The sequence below is a fragment of the Streptomyces sp. NPDC054866 genome (assembly GCF_053610745.1).
In genome coordinates this window covers 24,508-47,229 of sequence record NZ_JBSGZA010000003.1, presented here as the reverse complement: position 1 = coordinate 47,229, position 22,722 = coordinate 24,508, and the positions used below count along the sequence as shown (strand labels likewise).

General features: G+C 69.7%; 22 protein-coding genes. 10 read left to right on the top strand and 12 right to left on the bottom strand.

Features of this window, described 5'->3' with window-relative positions:
• Positions 1–2 precede the first annotated feature (2 nt).
• The 5 genes from ACWGI2_RS15560 to hemL form a co-directional block, all read right to left on the bottom strand.
• Positions 3–767, bottom strand: a complete 765-nt coding sequence (locus ACWGI2_RS15560; protein ID WP_160510432.1) for a cytochrome c biogenesis CcdA family protein — start codon at positions 765–767, stop codon at positions 3–5.
• Between the two features lie 10 nt (positions 768–777).
• Positions 778–1,407: a TlpA family protein disulfide reductase gene (locus ACWGI2_RS15555; RefSeq protein ID WP_453397603.1), complete on the bottom strand. Its 630-nt coding sequence runs from the start codon at positions 1,405–1,407 to the stop codon at positions 778–780.
• Positions 1,408–1,473: 66 nt separating this feature from the next.
• The gene (locus ACWGI2_RS15550) at positions 1,474–2,703 is read right to left on the bottom strand and encodes a hypothetical protein (RefSeq protein WP_453397604.1); all 1,230 of its coding nucleotides are present in this window, start codon (positions 2,701–2,703) and stop codon (positions 1,474–1,476) included.
• A 241-nt stretch (positions 2,704–2,944) separates the two neighbouring features.
• Positions 2,945–3,628: a histidine phosphatase family protein gene (locus tag ACWGI2_RS15545; RefSeq protein WP_453695812.1), complete on the bottom strand. Its 684-nt coding sequence runs from the start codon at positions 3,626–3,628 to the stop codon at positions 2,945–2,947.
• Positions 3,625–4,962, bottom strand: a complete 1,338-nt coding sequence (gene hemL / locus ACWGI2_RS15540) for a glutamate-1-semialdehyde 2,1-aminomutase (protein ID WP_453696732.1) — start codon at positions 4,960–4,962, stop codon at positions 3,625–3,627. Before hemL ends, ACWGI2_RS15545 begins: the two co-directional genes overlap by 4 nt.
• A 321-nt stretch (positions 4,963–5,283) precedes the next feature.
• Between hemL and ACWGI2_RS15535 the strand changes: the two genes are divergently transcribed.
• Positions 5,284–5,724, top strand: coding sequence for a hypothetical protein (locus ACWGI2_RS15535; RefSeq protein ID WP_160510430.1), 441 nt, complete (start codon positions 5,284–5,286; stop codon positions 5,722–5,724).
• A 31-nt stretch (positions 5,725–5,755) separates the two neighbouring features.
• On the opposite strand, the gene ACWGI2_RS15530 is transcribed toward ACWGI2_RS15535, so the two are convergent.
• Positions 5,756–6,349 (bottom strand): FMN reductase, encoded by a 594-nt coding sequence (locus ACWGI2_RS15530; protein WP_453695811.1) that lies wholly within the window; start codon positions 6,347–6,349, stop codon positions 5,756–5,758.
• Positions 6,346–7,437 (bottom strand): LLM class flavin-dependent oxidoreductase, encoded by a 1,092-nt coding sequence (locus tag ACWGI2_RS15525; RefSeq protein ID WP_453696730.1) that lies wholly within the window; start codon positions 7,435–7,437, stop codon positions 6,346–6,348. Before ACWGI2_RS15525 ends, ACWGI2_RS15530 begins: the two co-directional genes overlap by 4 nt.
• A 230-nt stretch (positions 7,438–7,667) precedes the next feature.
• Between ACWGI2_RS15525 and ACWGI2_RS15520 the strand changes: the two genes are divergently transcribed.
• Positions 7,668–8,696, top strand: coding sequence for a hypothetical protein (locus ACWGI2_RS15520; RefSeq protein WP_453695810.1), 1,029 nt, complete (start codon positions 7,668–7,670; stop codon positions 8,694–8,696).
• 2 nt (positions 8,697–8,698) lie between these two features.
• Here the strand turns inward: ACWGI2_RS15520 and ACWGI2_RS15515 are convergent, their stop codons facing one another.
• Positions 8,699–9,301, bottom strand: a complete 603-nt coding sequence (locus ACWGI2_RS15515) for a TIGR03086 family metal-binding protein (protein WP_453695808.1) — start codon at positions 9,299–9,301, stop codon at positions 8,699–8,701.
• Between the two features lie 81 nt (positions 9,302–9,382).
• On the opposite strand from ACWGI2_RS15515, the gene ACWGI2_RS15510 reads away from it, so the two are divergent.
• The 4 genes from ACWGI2_RS15510 to ACWGI2_RS15495 all read left to right on the top strand — a co-directional run bounded on the left by ACWGI2_RS15510 (position 9,383) and on the right by ACWGI2_RS15495 (position 12,059).
• Positions 9,383–10,237, top strand: a complete 855-nt coding sequence (locus ACWGI2_RS15510; protein ID WP_453695807.1) for an AraC family transcriptional regulator — start codon at positions 9,383–9,385, stop codon at positions 10,235–10,237.
• 76 nt (positions 10,238–10,313) lie between these two features.
• On the top strand, positions 10,314–10,841 hold the full coding sequence (locus tag ACWGI2_RS15505; RefSeq protein WP_453695805.1) for a GNAT family N-acetyltransferase: 528 nt from the start codon (positions 10,314–10,316) through the stop codon (positions 10,839–10,841).
• A 29-nt stretch (positions 10,842–10,870) separates the two neighbouring features.
• Positions 10,871–11,206, top strand: coding sequence for a YnfA family protein (locus ACWGI2_RS15500; RefSeq protein WP_160506481.1), 336 nt, complete (start codon positions 10,871–10,873; stop codon positions 11,204–11,206).
• A 70-nt stretch (positions 11,207–11,276) separates the two neighbouring features.
• On the top strand, positions 11,277–12,059 hold the full coding sequence (locus ACWGI2_RS15495; protein ID WP_453397611.1) for an SDR family NAD(P)-dependent oxidoreductase: 783 nt from the start codon (positions 11,277–11,279) through the stop codon (positions 12,057–12,059).
• A gap of 18 nt (positions 12,060–12,077) precedes the next feature.
• Here the strand turns inward: ACWGI2_RS15495 and ACWGI2_RS15490 are convergent, their stop codons facing one another.
• Complete coding sequence (locus tag ACWGI2_RS15490; protein ID WP_453695804.1) at positions 12,078–13,271, bottom strand: RtcB family protein; 1,194 nt, start codon at positions 13,269–13,271, stop codon at positions 12,078–12,080.
• A gap of 182 nt (positions 13,272–13,453) precedes the next feature.
• On the opposite strand from ACWGI2_RS15490, the gene ACWGI2_RS15485 reads away from it, so the two are divergent.
• The 3 genes from ACWGI2_RS15485 to ACWGI2_RS15475 all read left to right on the top strand — a co-directional run bounded on the left by ACWGI2_RS15485 (position 13,454) and on the right by ACWGI2_RS15475 (position 16,962).
• Entirely contained in the window at positions 13,454–14,365 is a 912-nt protein-coding gene (locus tag ACWGI2_RS15485) for a DUF3558 domain-containing protein (RefSeq protein WP_453695802.1), read from the top strand.
• Positions 14,366–14,481: 116 nt separating this feature from the next.
• Entirely contained in the window at positions 14,482–15,375 is an 894-nt protein-coding gene (locus ACWGI2_RS15480; protein WP_453695801.1) for a DUF3558 domain-containing protein, read from the top strand.
• Positions 15,376–15,570: 195 nt separating this feature from the next.
• Positions 15,571–16,962, top strand: coding sequence for a DUF2637 domain-containing protein (locus ACWGI2_RS15475; RefSeq protein WP_453695800.1), 1,392 nt, complete (start codon positions 15,571–15,573; stop codon positions 16,960–16,962).
• Between the two features lie 6 nt (positions 16,963–16,968).
• On the opposite strand, the gene ACWGI2_RS15470 is transcribed toward ACWGI2_RS15475, so the two are convergent.
• Both ACWGI2_RS15470 and lysS read right to left on the bottom strand, forming a co-directional pair.
• Positions 16,969–17,178, bottom strand: coding sequence for a hypothetical protein (locus ACWGI2_RS15470; protein ID WP_453695798.1), 210 nt, complete (start codon positions 17,176–17,178; stop codon positions 16,969–16,971).
• A 613-nt stretch (positions 17,179–17,791) separates the two neighbouring features.
• Entirely contained in the window at positions 17,792–19,546 is a 1,755-nt protein-coding gene (lysS, locus tag ACWGI2_RS15465) for a lysine--tRNA ligase (RefSeq protein ID WP_453397617.1), read from the bottom strand.
• A gap of 156 nt (positions 19,547–19,702) precedes the next feature.
• Between lysS and argS the strand changes: the two genes are divergently transcribed.
• A complete protein-coding gene (argS, locus tag ACWGI2_RS15460; protein WP_453695797.1) occupies positions 19,703–21,475 on the top strand; it encodes an arginine--tRNA ligase in 1,773 nt (590 codons plus the stop codon).
• Here argS and ACWGI2_RS15455 read toward each other — a convergent pair.
• Positions 21,472–22,680, bottom strand: coding sequence for an aminotransferase-like domain-containing protein (locus ACWGI2_RS15455; RefSeq protein ID WP_453695796.1), 1,209 nt, complete (start codon positions 22,678–22,680; stop codon positions 21,472–21,474). The two genes, argS and ACWGI2_RS15455, sit on opposite strands and share 4 nt — an antisense overlap.
• Between the last annotated feature and the right edge of the window lie 42 nt (positions 22,681–22,722).

The window sequence follows — 22,722 nt, the reverse complement described above, 5'->3', positions numbered from 1 at the left end:
GATCAGATCCCCACCGTGTAGCCGTTGGACCAGACCTGCATCTGCTGCACGATGCTGTCCCACACTCCGGTGACGAGGAGCAGCCCGGTCGCGATCATCATGATGCCGCCGATGCGCATCACCCAGACGTAGTGCTTCTTCACCCAGCTGAAGGCACCGAGCGCCTTGCGGAAGGCGACCGCCGCGAGGATGAACGGCAGCCCGAGCCCCACGCAGTACGCGACGCTCAGTATGGCCCCGCGCCCCGCGCTGCCCTGGTCGAGGGCCAGGGAGTTGACGGACGTCAGCGTGGGCCCCACGCAGGGCGCCCAGCCCACGGCGAACAGCGCGCCGAGCACCGGAGCCCCCGCGAGCCCCGCGGCCGGCTTCTTGTGGAAGCGGAACTCCCGCTGGGACAGCCAGGGCATGAGCCCCATGAAGAAGATGCCGAGCGCGATCATCAGGACGCCGAGCACCTTGGTGATGACGTCCTGGTAGTCCTGGAGGTTCTGCCCGACGAACCCGAAGAGCGCGCCCGTGGAGACGAAGACGGCGGTGAACCCGAGCACGAAGAGCCCGGCGCCCGCGGCCATCCGCCCCCGCTTGGCCTCCGCGAGGTCCGTGCCGCCGACCCCGGTGACGTACGACAGATAGCCCGGCACGAGCGGCAGTACGCACGGGGAGAAGAAGGAGACGAGACCGCCGAGGGCCGCGATGGGCAGCGCGAGGACGAGCGCTCCGTTCATGACGGTCTGGTTCGCTTCGCCGACGGCGGCGAGAGTGGACATCACCGGGAGATCACTTCTCCGCGATCAGCGGGTCGATCATCTTGCGCAGCTTCTCTTCGCTGAGCGCCTGCTGCGAGCGTGCCGCGATCTTTCCCTCGCGGTCGAGGACGATCGTGGAGGGGATGAACTTGGGGTTCATCGTGCCCTTGGGGAAGCGCAGCATCAGCTTGCCCATCGGATCGTGCAGGCTCGGGTAGGAGATCTTCCACTCCTTCTCGAACGTCAGCGCGGGGCCCTTCTGCGGATCGCGGGTGTTGATCCCGACGAACTGCACGTCCTTGCCCTTGAGGTCCTTCGAGACCTTCGCGAAGTTCGGCGCCTCGGCCCGGCAGGGCGAACACCAGGAACCCCACACGTTCAGTACGACGACCTTGCCCTTGTAGTCGTCGACGTCGAGGTGCTTGCCCGTGAGGGTCTCCCCCTCGAGCTTCGGCCCGTCCTGGCGCTCGCCCTTGCCCGCGGTCGCGATGCCGTCGGAGCCGGTGACGAAGTTCGTGTTCCCGGAGCCGCCCGACGTGCCGCCGGAGCTGCACGCCGACAGGGTCAGCGCGGCGACCGCGGCCCCAGCGCCCAGAAGGGCGGCGCGGCTGCGGCTACGGCTGCGGTTCGTGCTGTGGGGGGCGCGGCAGGCGGCACTCATGTGAAAAGTTTCGCATGTCTGTTTCGGGGATCTTCCGCACCCCCCGGGGTTGCGGAAAGTCCCATTTCAGACGGCCTTTCCGAGTCCCTTCCAGCCGCCTGCGGGTTCCTGGCCGACGTCGAGGCCCTGGAGGTCGGCGAGGACCTTCGGGTCCTGGACGTCGAGCCAGTCGACGAACTGCCGGAAGGAGACCAGGCGTACGTCCTTCTTCCCCGCGATGTGCTTCAGGGCTTCCTCGACGGCGTCCATGTAGATGCCGCCGTTCCACTCCTCGAAGTGGTTGCCGATGAAGAACGGCGCGCGGTTGGTCTCGTAGGCGCGCTTGAATCCGGCGATGTAGGACTCGGTGGCCTGCTTACGCCAGCCCGGGTAGTTGGCCGGCGGGGCCTTCGTGGAGTTCTGCGACTGGTTGGCCAGGATGTTGTAGTCCATCGACAGGACCTCGAAGGAGTGCCCGGGGAACGGCATCGCCTGCAACGGCAGATCCCAGACGCCCATCTTCTTCTGCGGCCAGCGCTGACGGCCGCCGGGCGACGAGGCGTCGTAACGCCAGCCGAGCTTCTTCGCCGTCGGCAGCAGGTTCTCCTGGCCGAGGAGGCAGGGCGTACGGCCGCCGACGAGTTCCTTGTCGTAGTCGAAAGGCAGCGAGGGCAGATCGGTCCAGCCGGTATTCGTGCGCCATTCCTTGACGAAGGAGGTGGCCTGGTCGATTTCGCTCTGCCATTGCGCGGAAGTCCAGTTGGCCACCGAGCCGCTGCCCGCGCAGAAGTGCCCGTTGAAGTGCGTGCCGATCTCATGGCCTTCGAGCCAGGCCTGGCGGACGTACTTCAGCGTCTCCTTGATGTGACCGTCGGTGAGATAGCCGATGTCGGAGGCGCCGACCGCGTTGTTCGGCGGCTTGTAGAGCCGCTTCTTCGACTCGGGCAGGAGATAAAGCCCGGAGAGGAAGAACGTCATGTGCGCTTCGTGGTCCTCGGCCAGCTTCAGAAAGCGCGGGAAGAGACCGTTGCCGACCTCGCCCGCACCGTCCCAGGAGAAGATCACGAACTGCGGGGGCGTCTCACCCGGCTGCAGGGGAACGGGCTTGCCCGGCTGGTTGGGCTGCTTCCCCGTGTACGAGGTCGAACCGTCACCGATCGGCTTCGCCGGGTGCTTGTCGCCGCCCTGGCCGTCCTTCGCCCGCCCCGCGGAACCGGCCGAATGACTGCCGCCGCCCGTGCCGCAGCCGGCGAGTCCCAAAGCGGCCGCGGTCCCGACTCCGAGGCCGAGTATTCCCCTGCGACTGATGTCGCGCATTCCATCCCCATTCGTCGCGCCCTGCAGCCCTGCACGCATCCATGCATGAGGGACGCCCCGTTAGAGGGCGCGACGAACAATGGGGTTCCGACAAGTAGACACATATTGAGTGTCTTTTACCGAGAACGGACATACAGTCGCGAGCCGATTACCTGGCGTGGGCGCCCCGAAGGGGCGCGGGGAACTGCGCGCCCAGCCAAGACGACGCCGCAGACAATCGACGGCAATACCAGCGGAGCGCTTATGCGCCGAACGCCTTCGCCTTCCCCTTCACCGGCTTGGCGCCCGCGAGGAGATGCGCGGGAACGAGATCCCGCGCGGGCTCCGTGTACCCCACGGAGACGATCTTGTCGCCGCGGTACGTGAACGTCGTCAGCGAGGCGAGCGTGCACTGCCGCTTGCGCGGGTCGTGCCACAGGCGGCGCTTCTCCACGAAGCTCCGCACGATCCAGATCGGCAACTGATGGCTGACGCACACCGCTTCATGCCCGCGGGCCGCGTCCCGCGCCGCGTCCAGGGCACCCATCATCCGCACGACCTGCTCGACGTACGGCTCGCCCCAGGACGGCTTGAAGGGGTTGAACAGGTGCTTCCAGTTCTCCGGCTTCTTCAGCGCGCCGTCGCCGACGCCGAAGGTCTTGCCCTCGAAGACGTTGCCCGCCTCGATGAGCCGCCCGTCCGTCGCCAGATCCAGGCCCTGCGCCTTGGCGATCGGCGTCGCCGTCTCCTGCGCGCGGTCGAGCGGCGAAGCCACGACGTGCGTGACGTCACGCGGGGCGAGGTACTCGGCGACCCGGTCGGCCATCTGCCGCCCCAGCTCGGAGAGGTGGTAGTCCGGGAGGCGCCCGTAAAGGATCCCGTCAGGGTTCTGCACCTCGCCGTGGCGCATCAGGTGGACGACAGTGAGCTCGCTGCCCGCGCTCATGCGGTGGCCTCCGTGGTGGGTTCAGTGGCTTCGGCGGCCGCGCGCGCCGCCGCGGGCAGGGCCGCGGCGATCCGCTCGATCGCCTGCTCGTCATGGGCGCTGGACACGAACCAGGACTCGAAGGCCGACGGCGGGAGATACACGCCCTGCGACAGCATCGAGTGGAAGAACGCGGTGAAGCGGAACGACTCCTGGGTCTTCGCGTCGTCGTAGTTGCGCACCTCACGCTCGGTGAAGAAGACGGAGAACATGTTCGACGCGTTCTGCAGCCGGTGCGCGACACCCTCCTTGGAGAGCGCGTCGGTGACAAGGGCGCGCAGCTGCCCGGAGGCGGTGTCGACCCTGTCGTACGCGGCGTCGTCCAGGAGCCGCAGCTGCGCGAGGCCCGCGGCCGTCGCGATCGGGTTCCCTGACAGGGTGCCCGCCTGGTAGACGGGACCGACCGGCGCGAGGTGCTCCATGACGTCCGCCCGGCCACCGAAAGCGGCGGCCGGGAAGCCGCCGCCCATGACCTTGCCGAAGGTCATCAGATCGGGCCGCACCCCGTCGACGCCGAACCAGCCCGCCTTCGACGTACGGAAGCCGGTCATCACCTCGTCCGAGATGTACAGCGCGCCGTTCTTCGCGCACGCGTCCTTGAGGCCTTGGTTGAAGCCGGGCCCCGGCGGCACCACGCCCATGTTGCCGGGCGACGCCTCCGTGATCACACACGCGATCTCACCGGGGTACGTGTGGAACGCCTCGTGCACCGCTTCGAGGTCGTTGTACGGAACGACGATCGTGTCGCCCGCCTGGGCGCCGGTGACTCCGGGGGTGTCCGGAAGCCCGAGAGTCGCCACACCGGACCCGGCGGAGGCGAGCAGCGCGTCGACATGGCCGTGGTAGCACCCGGCGAACTTGATCACCTTGGCGCGGCCGGTGAACCCGCGCGCGAGACGGATCGCGGACATCGTCGCCTCCGTACCGCTGGAGACGAGCCGCACCTGCTCGACGGGCTCGATGCGCGCGACGATCTCCTCGGCGAGCGCGACCTCGCCCTCGCCGGGCGTACCGAAGGACGTGCCGCGGGCGACGGCCTCCTGCACGGCGGCGATCACATCGGGGTGGGAGTGGCCGAGGATCATCGGCCCCCACGAGCAGACGAGGTCGACGTACTCACGGCCGTCGGCATCCGTCAGGTACGGACCGGTACCGGACACCATGAAGCGGGGCGTACCGCCCACAGCGCGGAAAGCGCGCACGGGAGAGTTCACACCGCCGGGCGTCACGGCCGCCGCACGGTCGAAAAGAGTCTGCGAAACTGGGGCGCTATACGGGAAGCTCACATGAACCATGGTGTCAGAGGCTTCGGACATCCTGCGGACAGGTGTTTCACTCCACGTTTTAGCCGGTGACCGTGGGGGAGGTCACTGACACGATGATCGGGTTGCGCGGCGGGGGCCGCGAGGCCTAGAAAAGCAGGGGCGGGCGCCCTGGAAAAGCAGTCGGGTGGAGATATGCATCGCGGTGGCGGACTGGGCGAGGGGACCGACGGCCTGGGTCCGCGGCGTGCCCGGCGGATCGGCAAGCACCGGCGCGAGGCGGAAGCGGCCGAGGCGGAGGCCTTGGCACGGGGCGATTCGGAGCAGGACCGGGCGGGAACCAGGAGTGGCCGGGTGGGCGGGGTGACCTACAAGTACTTCGGAGCCCCGGACGGCGCGACCGCCGCCCGCGTGCCCATCTCGATGCGCCCCGAAGAGCTCGGCGGCGACGAGCTCGGCATGGGCGGCATGTTCACGAAGATCAAGCCGGAGACGGTGGCCGCGATGGTCCTGACCGGCATCGAAGGCATACCCCTGCACAAGGTGCCCCCGCTCGAACTGGTCGTCCTGCACCCCGACTACGCCGTCGTGAAGCTCCCCATGACGGTCGTCGACCCGCTGCGCGGCGTCGGCGAGGAGTCGGTCGGCGCGGCGGCGTTCATCTGGTCCACGGTCCCCGACCGCGGCGGCCCGCGCGACGCGTTCAACGTCTACCAACTGCTGCACGAATGGCAGGACTTCAGCCACCGGCTGCATGACGCGGGGCATCAGGCGTACTGCCTGGTGTGGCCCTGACGCCCCCGCGACCCTCGCGCGTACGCCGGATCTACTCCGGCCGCAGCGCCGCCAGTTGCCGCTCGAAGGGGACGAACCCCTCGATCAGCTCCTCGTCCTGGACCGGCGCGGGCCGCATGATTCCGGCCAATTCCTTCGCCGCCCTCTCGATGCGCTCGTCCAGGCCGTCCGCGCCCCAGTCCTCGGACGCCGCGTAGACGGCCGTCGGCAGGACCACCGCCCGCAGGTACGCGAACAGCGGGCGCAACGCGTGTTCCAGGACCAGCGAATGCCGTGGGGTGCCGCCGGTCGCCGCGATCAGGACCGGCGTACCGGCGACGGCGTCCTTGTCCAGGACGGTCAGAACGTCGAAGAACGACTTGAACAGACCGCTGTACGAGGCCGAGAAGACCGGAGTGACGGCGATCAGACCGTCCGCCTCCTTCACCGCTTGGGCCGCCGCACTCAGCTCCGGGCCGGGGAAACCCGTGACGTAGTTGTGCGCGATCTCCACGGCCAGGTCGCGGAGTTCGACGACCTCGATCTCCACGTCGGCGTGGCGTCCGGTGGCCGCCGACAGGCGGTCGGCCAGGAGGCGGGTGGAGGAAGGGACACTCAGTCCCGCGGAGACGACGACGAGCTTCATGCGGTGACCTCCTCGGCCTGAGATGCCGCCACGCGGGTGGCGTGCGTCGGTGCGTCCGGGACGTTCGCCGGGCGGTTCTTGGCGAACTCCTCGCGCAGGACCGGGACGACCTCCTCGCCGAGGATGTCCAGCTGCTCCAGGACGGTCTTGAGGGGCAGGCCCGCGTGGTCCATCAGGAACAGCTGGCGCTGGTAGTCGCCGACGGCGTCGCGGAAGGACAGCGTCCGCTCGATGACCTCCTGCGGGGATCCGACGGTCAGCGGCGTCTGGGACGTGAACTCCTCCAGGGACGGGCCGTGCCCGTAGACGGGCGCGTTGTCGAAGTACGGCCTGAACTCCTTCACCGCGTCCTGGGAGTTCTTCCGCATGAAGACCTGACCACCGAGCCCGACGATCGCCTGCTCCTCGGTGCCGTGGCCGTAGTGCGCGTACCGGCGGCGGTAGAGGTCGACCATCTTCTTGGTGTGCTCCTGCGGCCAGAAGATGTTGTTGTGGAAGAAGCCGTCTCCGTAGTACGCCGCCTGCTCGGCGATCTCCGGGGAGCGGATGGAGCCGTGCCAGACGAAGGGCGCGACGCCGTCCAGCGGGCGGGGCGTCGAGGTGAACGACTGAAGGGGCGTACGGAACTTGCCCTCCCACGTCACGACGTCCTCGCGCCACAGGCGGTGCAGGAGCGCGTAGTTCTCGACGGCGAGGTTGATGCCCTGGCGGATGTCCTTGCCGAACCACGGGTACACCGGGCCGGTGTTGCCGCGGCCCATCATCACGTCGACCCGGCCGCCGGCCAGGTGCTGGAGCATCGCGAAGTCCTCGGCGATCTTCACCGGGTCGCTCGTGGTGATGAGGGTGGTGGAGGTGGAGAGGATCAGGTTCTCGGTGCGGGCGGCGATGTAGCCGAGCATCGTGGTGGGCGAGGAGGGGACGAACGGCGGGTTGTGGTGCTCGCCGGTCGCGAAGACGTCGAGCCCGACCTCCTCGGCCTTCAGCGCGATGGCCACCATGGCCTTGATGCGCTCGTGCTCGGTGGGGGTGCGGCCTGTCGTGGGGTCCGGCGTCACGTCGCCGACGCTGAAGATCCCGAACTGCATGCCGGATCCGGACTGCATGGCTGACTCACTCTCCGCAGGTTGTTGACACTTCAACTATACCTACGGAACGGTGGAGGGCCAGGGGGTATTCCCGGGCCACGCTCCGGCCCGGGACAGCGGCCAGGACACCGCCCAGGACTCGTCCGCCCCGGGAACCCCACCCGCCCCGCACAGCGTCTTGCGTGCAGTCACCACACAGCCGCACGGAGGTACGGAGGCAAGGCCGGCTCATGGCACACGAAGGAAACCAGCCGCGCGGCGGCATCGCCGGGGCACTCGGCATCACCGGACACCACCGCGGCGCACCGTACGGCTTCACCCTCCGCGTGTCCGCCCTGACAGCCGTGCTCGGCTGCGCGATCGTGGCCGGCGGATTCACGGCGACATGGGACACCTTCGAGGGCGTCCGGGACTACGCGGACCGCAACATCGCCAACGAGGACTCCTACGTGGCCTACGCCGACGGCGGCTGGTTCCCCTTGGTGAGGGTCGGTCTCGTGGTGTCGCTGCTGCTGCTCGTCCTGGCCCTCCTCGTCGTCTCCGTCCTGCACACCGCCTACGCGGTCGCCGCCTCGCACGACTCCCACGACTCCCACGCCGACGCGCGCGACGGCGGGCCACTGACCGTCCGCGAGCTGTGGCGGCGTACCCGGCGGCGCCTTCCCGCCGCCCTCGCGGTCAACGCTCTGAGCGGTCTGGCCGTGGGCGCCATGGCGTTGGCGGGCTACGTCCTGTGGATGACCGTCGAACTTGGCGAGGTGCCCGGAGTCGAGCCCACGCCCATCGGCGAAACCGCCACCCCGCTCTACACGCTGGTGGGGTGGGTGCTGCCGATCGCCGTCATGTACCTGGGCCCGCTGTTGTACTTCCGCCTGTCGCTGGCCACCGCCGAGACGGTCCTTGAGCGCCGCTCCCCGTTCGTGGCGCTGTACCGCTCGTGGGTACTGACCCGCCGCGCGCGGACGCGCACCCTCGGCCTCGGCACGCTGCTCACCGCGGGCGCGGCACTCGTCGTCCTCCTGGCCGGGTACGCGGCCGCCCCTCTCGCCCACTTCGCCGGGCTCGGCATGCTGTGGCTCAGCGACGACAACGTATGGATCACCGGCGTGCTGGTGATGATCGTGCCCACGGCCGTGGGCCTGCTCCTGCTGCCGCCGTTGGTCATGCCGCTGGTGTGCGCGGTGTTCGCCCGTCTCCACGGAGAGCTGCGCGCTCGCGAGGAGACGGGGCTGGGGCGGGGGCGGCCGGGCAAGGACTAGGCCTAGGTCGCGGTGGGGGCCTGCGGGGTCCAGTGGGGGTCCCGGCCCGTCTCCGCCAGGAGCCGCTCCAGCTCGGAGGCCTCTTCGGGTGCGGCGACCGGCTCCCCGAGGACGCCCATCTTCCGGGCGGTCGGACCCAGCCCCGCGACCGTTTCCCGCAGCACGGCGACGACGCCGATGCTCTCCGGGGCGGGCTCGTACTCCTGCCCCGTGGCGCGGGCCAGGTCCCAGGCGTGCACCGTCAGGTCGAGCAGCGCCATGCAGCCGACTGTCTTCGCGGGCATGGACATCGCGCCCGTGGTGCCCTCATCGGCTCCCGGCGCGGCCCAGGCGGCGACCAGCTTCCCCGCCTCGTCGGCGAAACGGTCGCGCCAGTCGGGGCCCTCGGCCACGTAGTCGGGGGATCCGCTGAAGTCGGAGTCCTGCTTCGCGGCCAGCGCCTGGAACTGGACGATCACCTGGAGAAGGTGGTTGACCAGGGCCTTTACGTCGTACTCGGCGCAAGGGGTGGGGGCGTCGAGGCGCTCTTCGGGGATGGCGCGGACCACGGGGACGGCGTGCGTGGTGGCCGCCTTCAGGAGGTCGGCCAAGCTGTTCTCACTCATGGCGTGACGGTAGGGCGGCGGCCGCTCCCGTGGCTTGAAGAAACACGACACGGGCGAGAGGCCCCGGCATACGATCCAGCCATGGCCGACGCTTCCGCTTCCGCCTCGGGGTCGGCTCCCGGGCCGGGGCCGCGGACCGACACCCGCGGCATCGTCGACGCCGCCGGGCTCTTCGCCCGCGTGCGTTTCCGCCGCATCGCTCCGGGCGCGGACGTACTGCGCTCCTACGTGGAGCAGTACTGGCTGATCGACTGGGACCTGACCGAGCCGTACGCCTCACACATCGTGCCGCACCCGTCCGTGAACGTCGTCTTCCAGCGGCTCCCCGGGCAGGAGCCGTTCGCCGAGGTGGCGGGGATCGGGCTCGGCCTCTTCACACAGAAGCTGGAAGGGCGGGGCCGGGTGTGCGGGGTGAAGTTCCGTCCCGGCGGCTTCCGGCCGTTCGCCCCTTCGGCGCCGGTGTCCACGTGGACGGGGCGACGGCTGCTGCCCCTGGAGGAGGTGTTCGGGGGGGTCCCCGAGGGCGCGCTGGACGCGGTGCTCTCCCCCGCCGAGGAGCACGCGCGCGTGGCGGCACTCGACGCCTTCCTGCTGAGCCTCGGGCCCACGCCCGACCCCCAGGCCGACCTCGCCATGGCCCTGGCGGAACGCATCCGCACGGACCGCGGGATCCGCCGGGTCGGTACGTTCGCACGGGCGGAGGGCCTGTCGGTCCGGGCCCTGCAGCGGCTCTTCTCGGCGTACGTGGGAGTCGGCCCGAAGTGGCTGATCCTGCGCCACCGGATCCACGAGGCGCTGGAACGCGCGGAAACGGACGCGGAGGTGGACTGGGCGGAACTGGCGGCAAAGCTGGGCTACGCCGACCAGGCCCACCTGATCAGGGACTTCACAACAACGGTGGGCGTACCGCCGACGGCGTACGCACAGGCTGGCTGAGAGCTGGGGCGGGCGTGGCCGGGGGGAGAGAACCCGCCACGGGGCGATTGTCAGAGGCACCGTCTAGCGTCAAGGCATGGAGAACCCGCCGCCGCGAGCCCCCGCACCCGTACACCTCGAACCCTGGTCGGAGGACGACCTCCCCCTGCTGGTCGCGAACAACTCGGCCGAGATGACCGCCCACTTGGGCGGGCCGGAGACGGAAGAAAAGCTGCTGGCCCGGCACCGCAGGTACCTCACGATGAACGGCCGCGGCCAGATGTTCCGCATAGCCCTCGGCACGGACGCCGTCGGCTCCATCGGCTACTGGGAGACCACCTGGCAGGGCGAGCCCGCGTGGGAGACGGGCTGGGGCGTACTGCCCGAGTTCCAGGGCCGCGGCATCGCGGCGGCAGCCGCACGCCTCGTCATCGCCGAGGCCCGCTCCGCCGACCCCCGCCGCCATCTCCATGCGTTCCCGTCCCAGGACCACACCGCCTCCAACGGCGTATGCAGGAAAGCCGGTTTCACGCTCCAGGGCACGTGCGACTTCGAGTACCCCAAGGGCCACTGGATGCGCTGCAACGACTGGAGCGTCGACCTGAGCAGCGCCGACACCCCCTGACGGACTCCGCCCCGTGCCACGATTCCCCCATGCTCATCGCCCGCTCCGCCGCCCTCTTCGCCCTCGCCGCACTCTTCGAGATCGGCGGCGCCTGGCTCGTCTGGCAAGGAGTGCGCGAACACAAAGGGTGGGCGTGGATCGGCGCGGGCGTCATCGCACTCGGCGTGTACGGCTTCGTGGCCACGCTCCAGCCCGACGCCGAGTTCGGCCGCATCCTCGCCGCGTACGGAGGCGTCTTCGTCGCGGGATCCATCGCCTGGGGCATGGTCGCCGACGGCTACCGTCCCGACCGCTGGGACGTGACCGGGGCGCTGATCTGCCTCGCGGGCATGGCGGTCATCATGTACGCGCCGCGAGGCCGCTGAGGACCACGGGCGGCCCGCCTATCCTTGGCCGAGGATCAGGACAGAACGTACGTACGCCATAGGAGCAGCCATGACCGCCGCCGCGAACGCCGCGCCCGCCGCCACCCGCATCGCGATCGTCACCGGCGCGAGCAGCGGCATCGGCGCCGCCACCGCGCGCGGACTCGCGGCCGCCGGCTACCGCGTCGTCCTCACCGCCCGCCGCAAGGACCGCATCGAGGCCCTCGCCGCCGAGATCACGGCCGCGGGGCACGACGCGATGGCGTACGCGCTCGACATCACCGACCGCGCCGCCGTGGACGAGTTCGCCACCGCCTTCCGCAAGGTCGCGGTCCTCGTCAACAACGCGGGCGGCGCGCTCGGCGCCGACACCATCGCCACCGGCGACCCCGCCGACTGGCGCCAGATGTACGAGACGAACGTCATCGGCACCCTGAACATCACCCAGGCCCTGCTCCCCGCACTCACCGCGAGCGGCGACGGCACGGTCGTGGTCCTCTCCTCCACGGCCGGCCACGGCACGTACGAGGGCGGCGGTGGCTACGTGGCCGCGAAGCACGCCGAGCACGTCCTCGCCGAGACCCTCCGCCTGGAGATCGTCGGCACTCCGGTGCGCGTCATCGAGGTGGCCCCCGGCATGGTCAAGACGGAGGAGTTCGCGACGACCCGCTTCGGCGGCGACGAGGAGAAGGCCGCGAAGGTCTACGCAGGAGTATCGGCCCCCCTCACGGCGGAGGACGTGGCGGACACGATCACCTGGGCGGTAACCCGCCCGCCCCACGTAAACATCGACCTCCTGGTGGTCCGCCCCCGCGCCCAGGCCTCCAACACGAAGATCCACCGGGAGCTGTAGGGCGGCCCAGCCTGCTGTTCAGCCCTTCACGCAGATGACCTGCTTGAGCTTGGCGACGACCTGGACCAGGTCGCTCTGCTGATCCATGACCTTCTCGATCGGCTTGTACGCACCCGGGATCTCGTCCACGACGCCCGAGTCCTTACGGCACTCGACGCCCAGCGTCTGCTCTTCCAGGTCCCGTACCGAGAAACGCTTCTTCGCCGCGTTCCGGCTCATCCGCCGACCGGCGCCGTGCGAGGCCGAGTTGAAGGACGCCGCGTTTCCGAGGCCCCGCACGATGTACGAACCGGTGCCCATCGAACCGGGGATGATCCCGAAGTCTCCGCTACCGGCGCGGATCGCGCCCTTCCGCGTGACCAGCAGGTCCATCCCGTCGTACCGCTCTTCGCTGACGTAGTTGTGGTGGCAGGAGATCACCGGCTCGAAGGTCACCTTCGCCTTCTTGAACTCCTTGCGGACCACGTCCTGGAAGAGCCCCATCATGATCGAGCGGTTGTACTTCGCGTACTCCTGCGCCCAGAAGAGGTCGTTCCGGTAGGCCGCCATCTGCGGGGTGTCGGCGATGAAGACCGCCAGGTCGCGGTCGACGAGTCCCTGGTTGTGCGACAGCTTCTGAGCCACCCCTATGTGGTGGTCGGCCAGTTCCTTGCCGATGTTCCGGGAGCCCGAGTGCAGCATCAGCCAGACCGATCCCGACTCGTCGAGACAGAATTCGATGAAGTGGTTTCCGGATCCGAGCGTTCCCATCTGCTTCGTCGCCCGCTCCTGACGGAATTTGACCGCATCGGCGATCCCGTCGAAGCGCGACCAGAAGTCGTCCCACGCGGACGTCCCGAACCCATGCAGCCGCCCCGGATCCACGGCATCGTCATGCATCCCCCGCCCCACCGGAATCGCCTGCTCGATCTTCGACCGAAGCCGCGACAGATCCCCCGGCAGGTCGTTCGCCGTCAGAGAGGTCTTGACGGCGGACATCCCGCAGCCGATATCCACACCCACCGCCGCAGGGCACACCGCCCCCTGCATGGCGATCACCGAGCCCACCGTCGCACCCTTGCCGTAGTGGACGTCCGGCATGACGGCCAGGCCCTTGATCCAGGGCAGGGTCGCCACGTTCTGGAGCTGCTGGAGTGCGACGTCCTCCACCGAGGCCGGGTCCGTCCACATCCGGATCGGTACCTTTGCCCCTGGAACCTCCACGTACGACATAACGTCCTCATTCCCCCGTAGTTGCATCAAAGTATCGAAAGTCTTGAAGCGCAAATACCGGCGCCAAGGTCAACGAAAGGGATCACGGACCGGCGTCCACGGCATTGCGTGCGATACACATTGTGTCCACCGGTCGCCCACCAGCGGCAACCCAATATCCCCGGCGAGAAGGAGCCCATACGGTGCAGCGGAAGGCCTACGTACCAGGCGTCGCGGCTCTCATCGCGGCGCTGCTCGCCGGCTGTACGGGCGGAGGCGCGCTCGGCGGGGAGCCGGACGACTCGAAGCCCGGCGACACCGGCGGGACGACCGCGGCCGCCGAGCCCGGCAAGTACCGCACGCTCCCCGAGCCCTGCGGCCAGGTCGACCGCGGCACGCTCGACTCGATGCTGCCCGGCATCGAGGAGATGCCGGACGAGGAGCAGCAGGAGAAGGCGTACGAGGGTGCGCCCACCGTCACGTACGACACCGACCGGCGTGTGGGCTGCCGCTGGAAGGTGGAGTCCTCGGACGCCACCCACCATCTGCTCGTCGACTTCGAGCGCGTCGTCTCGTACGACAACGCCGTGAGCGATGACACCCGTGCGACGGAGGTCTACGCGTCGAAGGTGCAGAAGGCGGATCTGCCCGAGCCCTCCGACACCCCGTCCGACGCCTCGTCCGGCACCTCGTCCGACGCCCCGTCCGCCGATGACGAGGAGGGGTCGGGCCCCAAGCCGTCCGACGGCGCCACCTCAGATGCGGACGAGTCCGGCAAGGGTGATGGTCAGGACAAGGGTGACGCGGGTGACAGCGCCTCCGGTGACTCCAGCGACTCCAGCAACTCGTCGGAAGACGCCGTCACCCCTCCCGCCCTCCTGCCCCGCACCCTCGACGACCTGGGCGACGAAGCCTTCGTCGACGACGCGCTCACGACGTCCGCTTCGGCGACCCGGCACCGCACGGTGACTGTGGTGTTCCGCACGTCGAACGTCATCGTGACCGTCGAGTACGACGAGCAGCCGGGGCGTCGCACCGAGCTGCCCGACAGCAAGGAAATGCAGGACAAGGCGCAGGAACTGGCCGGAAGCCTGGCCGACAGGTTCTCCGATTAGGGATGGTTCGGACGGGCCGTCGGCTGTCCCGAAGCGGAGTCGTCCGCGTCGGGCACGGCGTACCGTGGCCCATCGAACCGACGACAGCCGTCTTGAGTGACTTGAGTGAAGGAACCATGCACCGACCAGCACAGCGACTCACCCGCATACTCACCTGCGCAGCCGCCGTACCGGTGATCCTCATTGCCTCCGGCTGCTCCTCCGACTCCGGCTCGGGCTCGGACGGGGCCAAGAAGGACTCGGGTTCAAAGGCTTCCGCCTCCGCCCCGGGCAAGGACAAGGCCGCGACCGTGGAGAAGGCGGCGTTCGGCAAGCTGCCCGAGCCCTGCGACGTCCTGTCGAAGAAGACGCTCGGCGACCTCGTCCCGGAGGCGAAGGACAAGTCGGGCAAGGCGGGCACGTCCGATGACACGTCGGCGCGCGGCACCTGCTCCTGGGACAGCCTGGAGAACAACGGCGTCGACGGCTCGCAGTTCCGCTGGCTGCGCGTCTCGCTGATGCGCTTCGACTCGGACGCGTCGCTCGGCAGCGGCGCCAAGCGCGCGCAGAGCAACTTCGCGAAGCAGGTCGCGGACGCTCAGGCGACGGAGGGCGCGAAGAGCGTCAAGACGGAGCCGGTGCCTGGTCTTGGCGACCAGACGACGGTCGTGCACTACGACCTGAAGAAGGACAAGGAAAACTTCAAGCAGCAGACGGTCGTGACGCGCGTGGAGAACGCCGTCGTCACGATCGACTACAACGGCGCGGGCCTGGCGGGCGACAAGGCTCCGAGCTCGAAGGACCTGTCCAAGGACGCCGAGAAGGCCGCGAAGGAGGCCGCCGAGGCGGTCGTCTCCGCGAACAAGGCGGGCGGCACGAGCGAGGGCTCGGGCAGCGGCTCCAAGGACCCGAAGGGCTCCGAGGACCCGAAGGGCTCCGAGGACCCGAAGGGCTCCGAGGACCCGAAGGCCTCCGAGGGCTCCAAGGACTCGGGCTCCAAGTCCAAGTCCAGCTCCAAGCCCAAGAGCTGACGCCGGGCGCGTAGCGCCCGCGTGCGCGTCTCGCGCGTAATTCGCGCGTGACTCGCACGCAACTCGCGGCGATTGCACGGAAGTTGTGGAGCCCGGCCCCCTGGTGGCCGGGCTCCTGCCGTACCGGCACACCGGCTTCCGCATGCGTGTGCCAGGCTGTCGCTCGCAACAAACCGAACAGGGAGGGGTTCGCGGGTGGCCGCGATGCAGCTGACACGCACGCACCGAATACTCATCGGCGTGGTCGTCGCCGGTGCGGTCGTCATCGCCGGCATCGGTTTCGCGGGGTCGTACGCGGCCGTGCGCGAGCTCGCCGAGCAGAAGGGCTTCGGCAGCTTCTCGGTGGTCTTCCCCATCGGCATCGACGCGGGCATCTGCGTCCTGCTGGCGCTCGACCTCCTGTTGACCTGGATCCGCATTCCCTTCCCGCTGCTGCGCCAGACGGCGTGGCTCCTGACGGCGGCGACGATCGCCTTCAACGGCGCGGCCGCCTGGCCCGACCCGCTGGGCGTGGGCATGCACGCCGTCATCCCGATCCTGTTCGTGGTCGCCGTCGAGGCGGCGCGGCACGCGGTGGGCCGGATCGCGGACATCACCGCCGACAAGCACATGGAAGGCGTACGCCTCACCCGCTGGCTCCTGTCGCCCGTACCCACGTTCAAGCTGTGGCGCCGGATGAAGCTCTGGGAGATCCGCTCCTACGAGCAGGTCATCCAGCTGGAACAGGACCGCCTCATCTACCAGGCCCGCCTCCAGGCCCGCTTCGGCCGCTCCTGGCGCCGCAAAGCCCCCGTCGAATCCCTGATGCCACTGCGCCTGGCCCGCTTCGGCGTACCGCTCGCGGAGACGGCTCCCGCGGGGCTCGCGGCCGCGGGCATCGAGCCCGCCCTGCTGCCGCCGGCGCCGGAGGTGCAGCAGCGCCCGGAGCTGACCACGCCGTCGGCGCCCGCGCCGCGGCTGGAGGCCGAGGCCCAGCCGGAGCCCGAGCCAGAGCCGCAGGAGCAGCAGCCGGAGGCCCCGGGGGCGCACGTGAGCCCGTGGTTCGCGGCTCAGCAGCCTTCGTACGTTCCTGAAGAGCCGCACGACCAGTGGTACGCGGACCAGCAGGCCTATGCGGAACAGCAGGCCTACGTCGAGCAGCAGGAGTACCTGGAGCAGCAGCAGGCGTACTTCGACGAGCAGGGCGGGGCGGCGACTGCTCCCGAGCCCGCGTTCCCGGTCCCCGCGGGGCCGGGCCGCACGCGCCCGCTGGGGGGTCAGCATCTGATTCCGGGGCCGCGGGAGGAGTCCGCGGAAGCGGTGGAGGCCGTGCCGGGGGCCGTGGAGGCCGAGTTGGATGAGCTGCCCGACGCGTCCGGCCTCCCGGAGGACGTCTCGCGTGACGACGCGTACTTCGCGGCGTTCCGCAAGTACGTGAGCGAGCTCGGGGACTACCCCAACGCCCGGCAGTTCGGCCTGTACTTGATGGACCTGTACGGCGTCACGGGCCAGGCGGGCGGCCCTCCGGCGGAGAGCACGCTGCGCCCGTACCTGCGTGACTTCCGGGGCCGCTACCAGGAGGAGCTGGACTCGCAGTACAGCGCTTAGCGGGGTTCAGGTCCTGCTGCGGGCGCGGTTCTTGGAGGTCTCGCCCCAGATGGCGAGGGCGGCGCCGACGGCGAAGAGGGCGATGTATCCGGGGGTGGGTACGTCCCACCACTTGTGGATGAGGCCCCACGACTCGTCCCCGAAGATGCGGCCGGCGGCGCCGAGGGCTCCCTGGATACCGACGACCCATCCGACGATGGCGATGATTTCCTTCATACGTCCACGATCACGGGCCCCGGGGCCTTGCGCGTCCTGCCCGGGATCGATCTCCACGTACACCAAAGGATGCAGCTCCCTCCCCCACGGCCGCGCGCCCCGAACTCCACCGCGTCCCCACGCCGCGCCCCTGCCAAGCCCGCCGCTGGACGGCGAGAACGCCACCGCGCCCCCTCCCAAGCCCGCCGCTTCGCGGCGGATGTCCCCCACCCACCCACCCGATTGCCCCGCAGCCTCACCTGCCCCGAACAAGCTTTCCCGCCCACCCACCCGATCACCCCGCAGCGCCCCTGCACGAACAGGCCTCTCCCACCCACCCGCCCGATCACCCCACGGCCACCCGTTCCCGAACAGGCCTTCCCGCCCACCCACCCGATTGCCCCGCGGGGTAACGGGTGGGTGGGTGGGAGAACTCCGCCGCGAAGCGGCGGTCCAGTCCACGGCACGCAAAGGCGGGCAACGCCCGACCAACGCCGCCAGACCCGAAGCCTGGCTCACGGCACGCGAAGCGAGGCAGCCCCAAGCCCCAGGCCTCCCCCCACGGCACGCGAAGGGGGCGCCGCCCAGGTCACTGGACGGCGCCCCCTACCCCGTACCGCCAAAGCGGTTAGCGTTACGCGCCCAGCAGCTTTCGCACCCTCTCCGCGCCCACGGCGAGCAACAGCGTGGGCAGGCGCGGGCCCGTCTCCCGGGTTACCAGGAGGCGGTACAGCAGGGCGAAGAAGGACCGCTGCGCGACCTTGATCTCCGGGGGGAGTTCCTTCGCCGTCGCGTCCGCCGAGAACCCTGCCCGCACCTTCGGCACGCCGTACACCAGGTGCGTGAGCCCGTCGAGGGACCAGTGCGAGTCAAGGCCGTCCAGGAGCAGCCGCAGCGACTCGCGGCCCTCGTCGTCCAGGGACGAGAGCAGCTCCGTGTCCGGCTCCGCGCGGACGATCGTGCGCGCTTCGGCCGGGACCTGGGTGGTGATCCAGTTCTCGGCGCGGTCCAGGCGGGGCCGCGCCTCGTCCAGGGACGAGATCGGGTCCGTCGGGTCCAGGTCCCGCAGAATCCGCAGCGTCTGGTCCTCGGCGCCCGCCGTGACGTCCGCGACGGACGCGAGCGTCCGGTACGGCAGCGGACGCGGAGTCCGAGGAAGCTCGCCCGCGGCAGTCCGCACCGCACGCGAGTGCGCGGCGGCATCAGCGGGCAGCACGGTCCCGTCCGCGACCTTCGCGTCCAGCTTGTCCCACTCGTCGTAGAGCCGCTGGATCTCCTGGTCGAAGGCGATCTTGAAGGACTGGTTCGGCTTGCGGCGCGCGTACAGCCACCGGAGCAGCGGCGCCTCCATGATCTTCAGCGCGTCGGCCGGAGTCGGCACGCCGCCCTTCGACGACGACATCTTCGCCATCCCGGAGATGCCGACGAACGCGTACATGGGACCGATCGGCTGCACGCCGTCGAAGATCTCGCGCACGATCTGCCCGCCGACCACGAACGACGAACCGGGAGACGAGTGGTCCACGCCGCTCGGCTCGAAGATGACGCCCTCGTACGCCCAGCGCATGGGCCAGTCGACCTTCCAGACCAGCTTGCCGCGGTTGAACTCGCTCAGCAGGACCGTCTCGGTGTGCCCGCAGTCCGCGCACACGTACGAAAGCTCGGTGCTCTCGTCGTCGTACGACGTGACCGTGGTCAGGTCCTTCTCGCACGCGCCGCAGTACGGCTTGTACGGGAAGTACCCGCTGCCGCCGCCGCTGCCGTCGTCCTCGCTCGCGGCGCCGGACCCCTCGGCGGCCTCCAGCTCGGCCTCGTCGACCGGCTTCTGCGACTGCTTCTGGCCGCCCTTCCCGGGGGCCTTCTTGGTGCGGTACTGGTCGAGGATCGCGTCGATGTCACCGCGGTGCTTCATCGCGTGCAGGATCTGCTCGCGGTAGACGCCCGAGGTGTACTGCTCGGTCTGGCTGATCCCGTCGTACTCCACGCCCAGCTCGTCGAGCGCCTCGGTCATGGCCGCCTTGAAGTGCTCGGCCCAGTTCGCGTACGCGGAACCGGCCGGGGCGGGCACGGAGGTGAGGGGCTTGCCGATGTGCTGGGCCCAGGACTCGTCGATGCCGGGGACGCCGGCCGGGACCTTGCGGTACCGGTCGTAGTCGTCCCAGGAGATCAGGTGCCTGACCTCGTGCCCGCGCCGCCGGATCTCGTCCGCGACCAGGTGCGGGGTCATGACCTCGCGGAGGTTGCCCAGGTGGATCGGGCCCGAGGGGGAGAGCCCGGAGGCGACGACGACCGGTTTGCCCGGGGCACGACGCTCCGACTCGGCGATGACCTCGTCCGCGTAGCGGGAGACCCAGTCGGTGGTATCAGTGCTCTGAGCCACGATCGGCACGCCTTTCTTCTTCTGCTCTGCTTCTACGTGAGTACCGCTTGTCGGAGTCATTCTCCCAGGTCGCCCCGCAACCGCGAAAACCGCTTTTCACCCCGTGGGATACTCGAATTTCTAGACCCCCAGCAACCAGGCACCCGAGCAGAACGGCACCCATTCATGGCCTCGGTCACGTCCCTCACCGCCTCCGTCCACCAGCGCCTCGCGGACGCCCTCTCGGCTGCCCTGCCGGAGGCCGGCTCCGCCGACCCGCTGCTGCGACGAAGCGACCGGGCCGACTACCAGGCCAACGGGATCCTGGCCCTCGCCAAGAAGGCGAAGGCGAACCCGCGCGAGCTCGCGACGAAGGTCGTGGACGCGATCGACGCCCCTGACCTGCTGAAGGACGTCGAGGTCTCGGGCCCCGGCTTCCTGAACGTCACGGTCACCGACAAGGCGATCACCGAGAACCTCGCCGCGCGCGCCGCCGACGGCGACCGCCTCGGCGTGCCGTACGCCGAGAAGCCCGGCACGACGGTGGTCGACTGGGCCCAGCCGAACGTGGCCAAGGAGATGCACGTCGGCCACCTCCGCAACTCGGTGATCGGCAATTCGGTCGTCAAGATCCTCGAGTTCACCGGCGAGAAGGTGGTCAGCCGCCACCACATCGGCGACTGGGGCACTCAGTTCGGCATGCTCGTGCAGTACTTGCTGGAGCACCCGGACGCGCTGGGCCACCAGGCCGCCGACGGAACCGAGCAGGCGGGCGAGGAGGCGATGTCCGGCCTCAACCGCGTCTACAAGGCGTCGAAGGTGCTCTTCGACTCCGACGAGGAGTTCAAGACGCGGGCCCGGCGCCGGGTGGTCGACCTCCAGGCGGGCGACCCGGAGACCCTCGCGATCTGGCAGCGGTTCGTGGACGAGTCGAAGGTCTACTTCTACTCGGTCTTCAACAAGCTGGACGTGGAGATCGCCGACGAGGACATCGTCGGCGAGTCCGGCTACAACGACATGCTGGCGGAGACCTGCCGCATGCTGGAGGAGTCCGGCGTCGCGGTCCGGTCGAACGGCGCGCTGTGCGTCTTCTTCGACGACGTGAAGGGCCCGGACGGCAACCCGTCCCCGCTGATCGTCCAGAAGTCCGACGGCGGCTTCGGGTATGCGGCCACGGACCTCTCCGCGATCCGCGACCGCGTCTTCAACCTCAAGGCCGACACGCTCCTGTACGTGGTGGACGCGCGGCAGTCCCTGCACTTCAAGATGGTCTTCGAGACGGCCCGCAGGGCGGGCTGGCTGACCGAGGACGTCCAAGCGGTGCAGCTCGGCTTCGGCACGGTCCTCGGCAAGGACGGCAAGCCGTTCAAGACGCGTGAGGGCGAGACCGTACGCCTCATCGACCTCCTCGACGAGGCGATCGACCGGGCGTCGGCCATCGTCCGCGAGAAGGCCAAGGACCTCACCGAGGAGGAGATCGCCGAGCGCGGCGCCCAGGTGGGCATCGGCGCGGTGAAGTACGCGGACCTGTCGACGTCGGCGGTGCGCGACTACAAGTTCGACCTGGACCAGATGGTGTCCCTGAACGGCGACACGAGCGTCTACCTCCAGTACGCGTACGCCCGTATCCAGTCGATCCTGCGCAAGGCCGACGACGTCTCGCCCAAGGCGCACCCGGAGCTCGAACTGGCGGACGCCGAGCGGGCGTTGGGCCTCCACCTCGACCAGTTCGCGGAGACGATCGCGGAGGTCGCGCAGGAGTACGCGCCGCACAAGCTGGCCGCGTACCTGTACCAACTGGCGTCGCTGTTCACGACGTTCTACGACAAGTGCCCGGTCATCAAGCCGAAGCCGCCGCAGGACATCGCGGAGAACCGCCTGTTCCTCTGCGACGTCACCGCCCGCACGCTGCACCAGGGCATGGCGCTCCTCGGCATCAGGACGCCTGAGCGCCTCTAACCGCGAAGCGCGTCCCCGAGCCTGCGCAGTCCCTCGGCGATCTCGTCGGGGGACTGCGTCACGAAGCACATCCGCAGCGTCGCCGGGTCCGGCTCCCCGGCGAAGAACGGCGCCCCCGGCACGTACGCCACGTCATGCTTGACGACCTCGGGGAGCAGCGCGGCGGTGTCGTACCCATCGGGCAGCTTCGCCCAGACGAACATGCCGCCCTCCGGCCGGAGCCAGCTGGACCCCTCGGGCAACGCGTCCCCGATCCCCGCGAGCATCGCGTCACGGTGCACGCGGTACTCCCCCGCGACGTGCGCGACATGCGCGTCCAGGTCGCTGTCCGCCAAGTACCGCGCCGCGGCAAGCTGGTTGACTGTGGGCGTGTGCAGATCCGCGGCCTGCTTGGCGATGGCGCAGGCCCGCAGCAGCGCGGCGGGCCCCCGCAGCCAGCCGAGCCGCATGCCCGGCGCCATGACCTTGGAGAAGCTGCCGAGCAGTACGGTGCGGTCCTCGGCCCCGGGGTACGAGGCGATCCACGGCACGCGCTCACCCTCGAAACGCAGCTCCCCGTACGGGTCATCCTCGACGATCCACAGACCGCGCCGCGCGGCGACGTCCGCGATCGCGGCGCGGCGCCCGGCGGGCATGGTGCGGCCGGTGGGGTTCTGGAAGGTGGGGACGGTGTAGAGCAGCTTGGGCCGGTGCAGGGCGACGAGTTCGTCGAGGGCGTCGGGGTCGATCCCGGCCTCGTCGCAGGGCACGGGCACGACATGGGCGCCCGCGAAGCCGAACGCCTGAAGTGCGGCCAGATAGCAGGGGCTTTCGACGAGGATGACCTCGCCGGGCTCTATGAGGGCGGTGGCCAGCAGGGATAGCGCCTGCTGCGATCCGGTGGTGACGAGGAGGTCGTCGACTCCGGTCGCGAGCCCGCGCACGGAGAACCGCTCGGCGATGGCGGCGCGCAGGGCGGGTTCGCCCTCGGTCGTGGAGTACTGGAGCGCGCGCTCGGGCTGCTCGGTGAGCACGGCGTGGAAGGCCGCGGCGATGCCGTCCTTGTCGAAGAGACCGGGGGCGGGAAGCCCGCCCGCGAAGTTGATGACCTCGGGCCTAGCGGTCACGGCCAGGATGTCCCGTACCGGAGAGCCCCCAACCGAGGCGGCACGCGAGGCGAGCGGCGGGGTGGGTGCGACGGCGGGGGCGGGCTCGGTGACGGTCACGGCGACGGCTCCTTCGGCACGGTCGGATGGCTCGATTCGCAC

Excerpts from the sequence above, each read along its gene's own strand:
- ACWGI2_RS15560 (WP_160510432.1), bottom strand. The coding sequence starts at position 767 with ATGTCCACTCTCGCCGCCGTCGGCGAAGCGAACCAGACCGTCATGAAC.
- ACWGI2_RS15555 (WP_453397603.1), bottom strand. The coding sequence starts at position 1,407 with ATGAGTGCCGCCTGCCGCGCCCCCCACAGCACGAACCGCAGCCGTAGC.
- ACWGI2_RS15550 (WP_453397604.1), bottom strand. The coding sequence starts at position 2,703 with ATGCGCGACATCAGTCGCAGGGGAATACTCGGCCTCGGAGTCGGGACC.
- ACWGI2_RS15545 (WP_453695812.1), bottom strand. The coding sequence starts at position 3,628 with ATGAGCGCGGGCAGCGAGCTCACTGTCGTCCACCTGATGCGCCACGGC.
- hemL (WP_453696732.1), bottom strand. The coding sequence starts at position 4,962 with ATGGTTCATGTGAGCTTCCCGTATAGCGCCCCAGTTTCGCAGACTCTT.
- ACWGI2_RS15530 (WP_453695811.1), bottom strand. The coding sequence starts at position 6,349 with ATGAAGCTCGTCGTCGTCTCCGCGGGACTGAGTGTCCCTTCCTCCACC.
- ACWGI2_RS15525 (WP_453696730.1), bottom strand. The coding sequence starts at position 7,437 with ATGCAGTTCGGGATCTTCAGCGTCGGCGACGTGACGCCGGACCCCACG.
- ACWGI2_RS15520 (WP_453695810.1), top strand. The coding sequence starts at position 7,668 with ATGGCACACGAAGGAAACCAGCCGCGCGGCGGCATCGCCGGGGCACTC.
- ACWGI2_RS15515 (WP_453695808.1), bottom strand. The coding sequence starts at position 9,301 with ATGAGTGAGAACAGCTTGGCCGACCTCCTGAAGGCGGCCACCACGCAC.
- ACWGI2_RS15510 (WP_453695807.1), top strand. The coding sequence starts at position 9,383 with ATGGCCGACGCTTCCGCTTCCGCCTCGGGGTCGGCTCCCGGGCCGGGG.
- ACWGI2_RS15505 (WP_453695805.1), top strand. The coding sequence starts at position 10,314 with ATGGAGAACCCGCCGCCGCGAGCCCCCGCACCCGTACACCTCGAACCC.
- ACWGI2_RS15500 (WP_160506481.1), top strand. The coding sequence starts at position 10,871 with ATGCTCATCGCCCGCTCCGCCGCCCTCTTCGCCCTCGCCGCACTCTTC.
- ACWGI2_RS15495 (WP_453397611.1), top strand. The coding sequence starts at position 11,277 with ATGACCGCCGCCGCGAACGCCGCGCCCGCCGCCACCCGCATCGCGATC.
- ACWGI2_RS15490 (WP_453695804.1), bottom strand. The coding sequence starts at position 13,271 with ATGTCGTACGTGGAGGTTCCAGGGGCAAAGGTACCGATCCGGATGTGG.
- ACWGI2_RS15480 (WP_453695801.1), top strand. The coding sequence starts at position 14,482 with ATGCACCGACCAGCACAGCGACTCACCCGCATACTCACCTGCGCAGCC.
- ACWGI2_RS15470 (WP_453695798.1), bottom strand. The coding sequence starts at position 17,178 with ATGAAGGAAATCATCGCCATCGTCGGATGGGTCGTCGGTATCCAGGGA.
- argS (WP_453695797.1), top strand. The coding sequence starts at position 19,703 with ATGGCCTCGGTCACGTCCCTCACCGCCTCCGTCCACCAGCGCCTCGCG.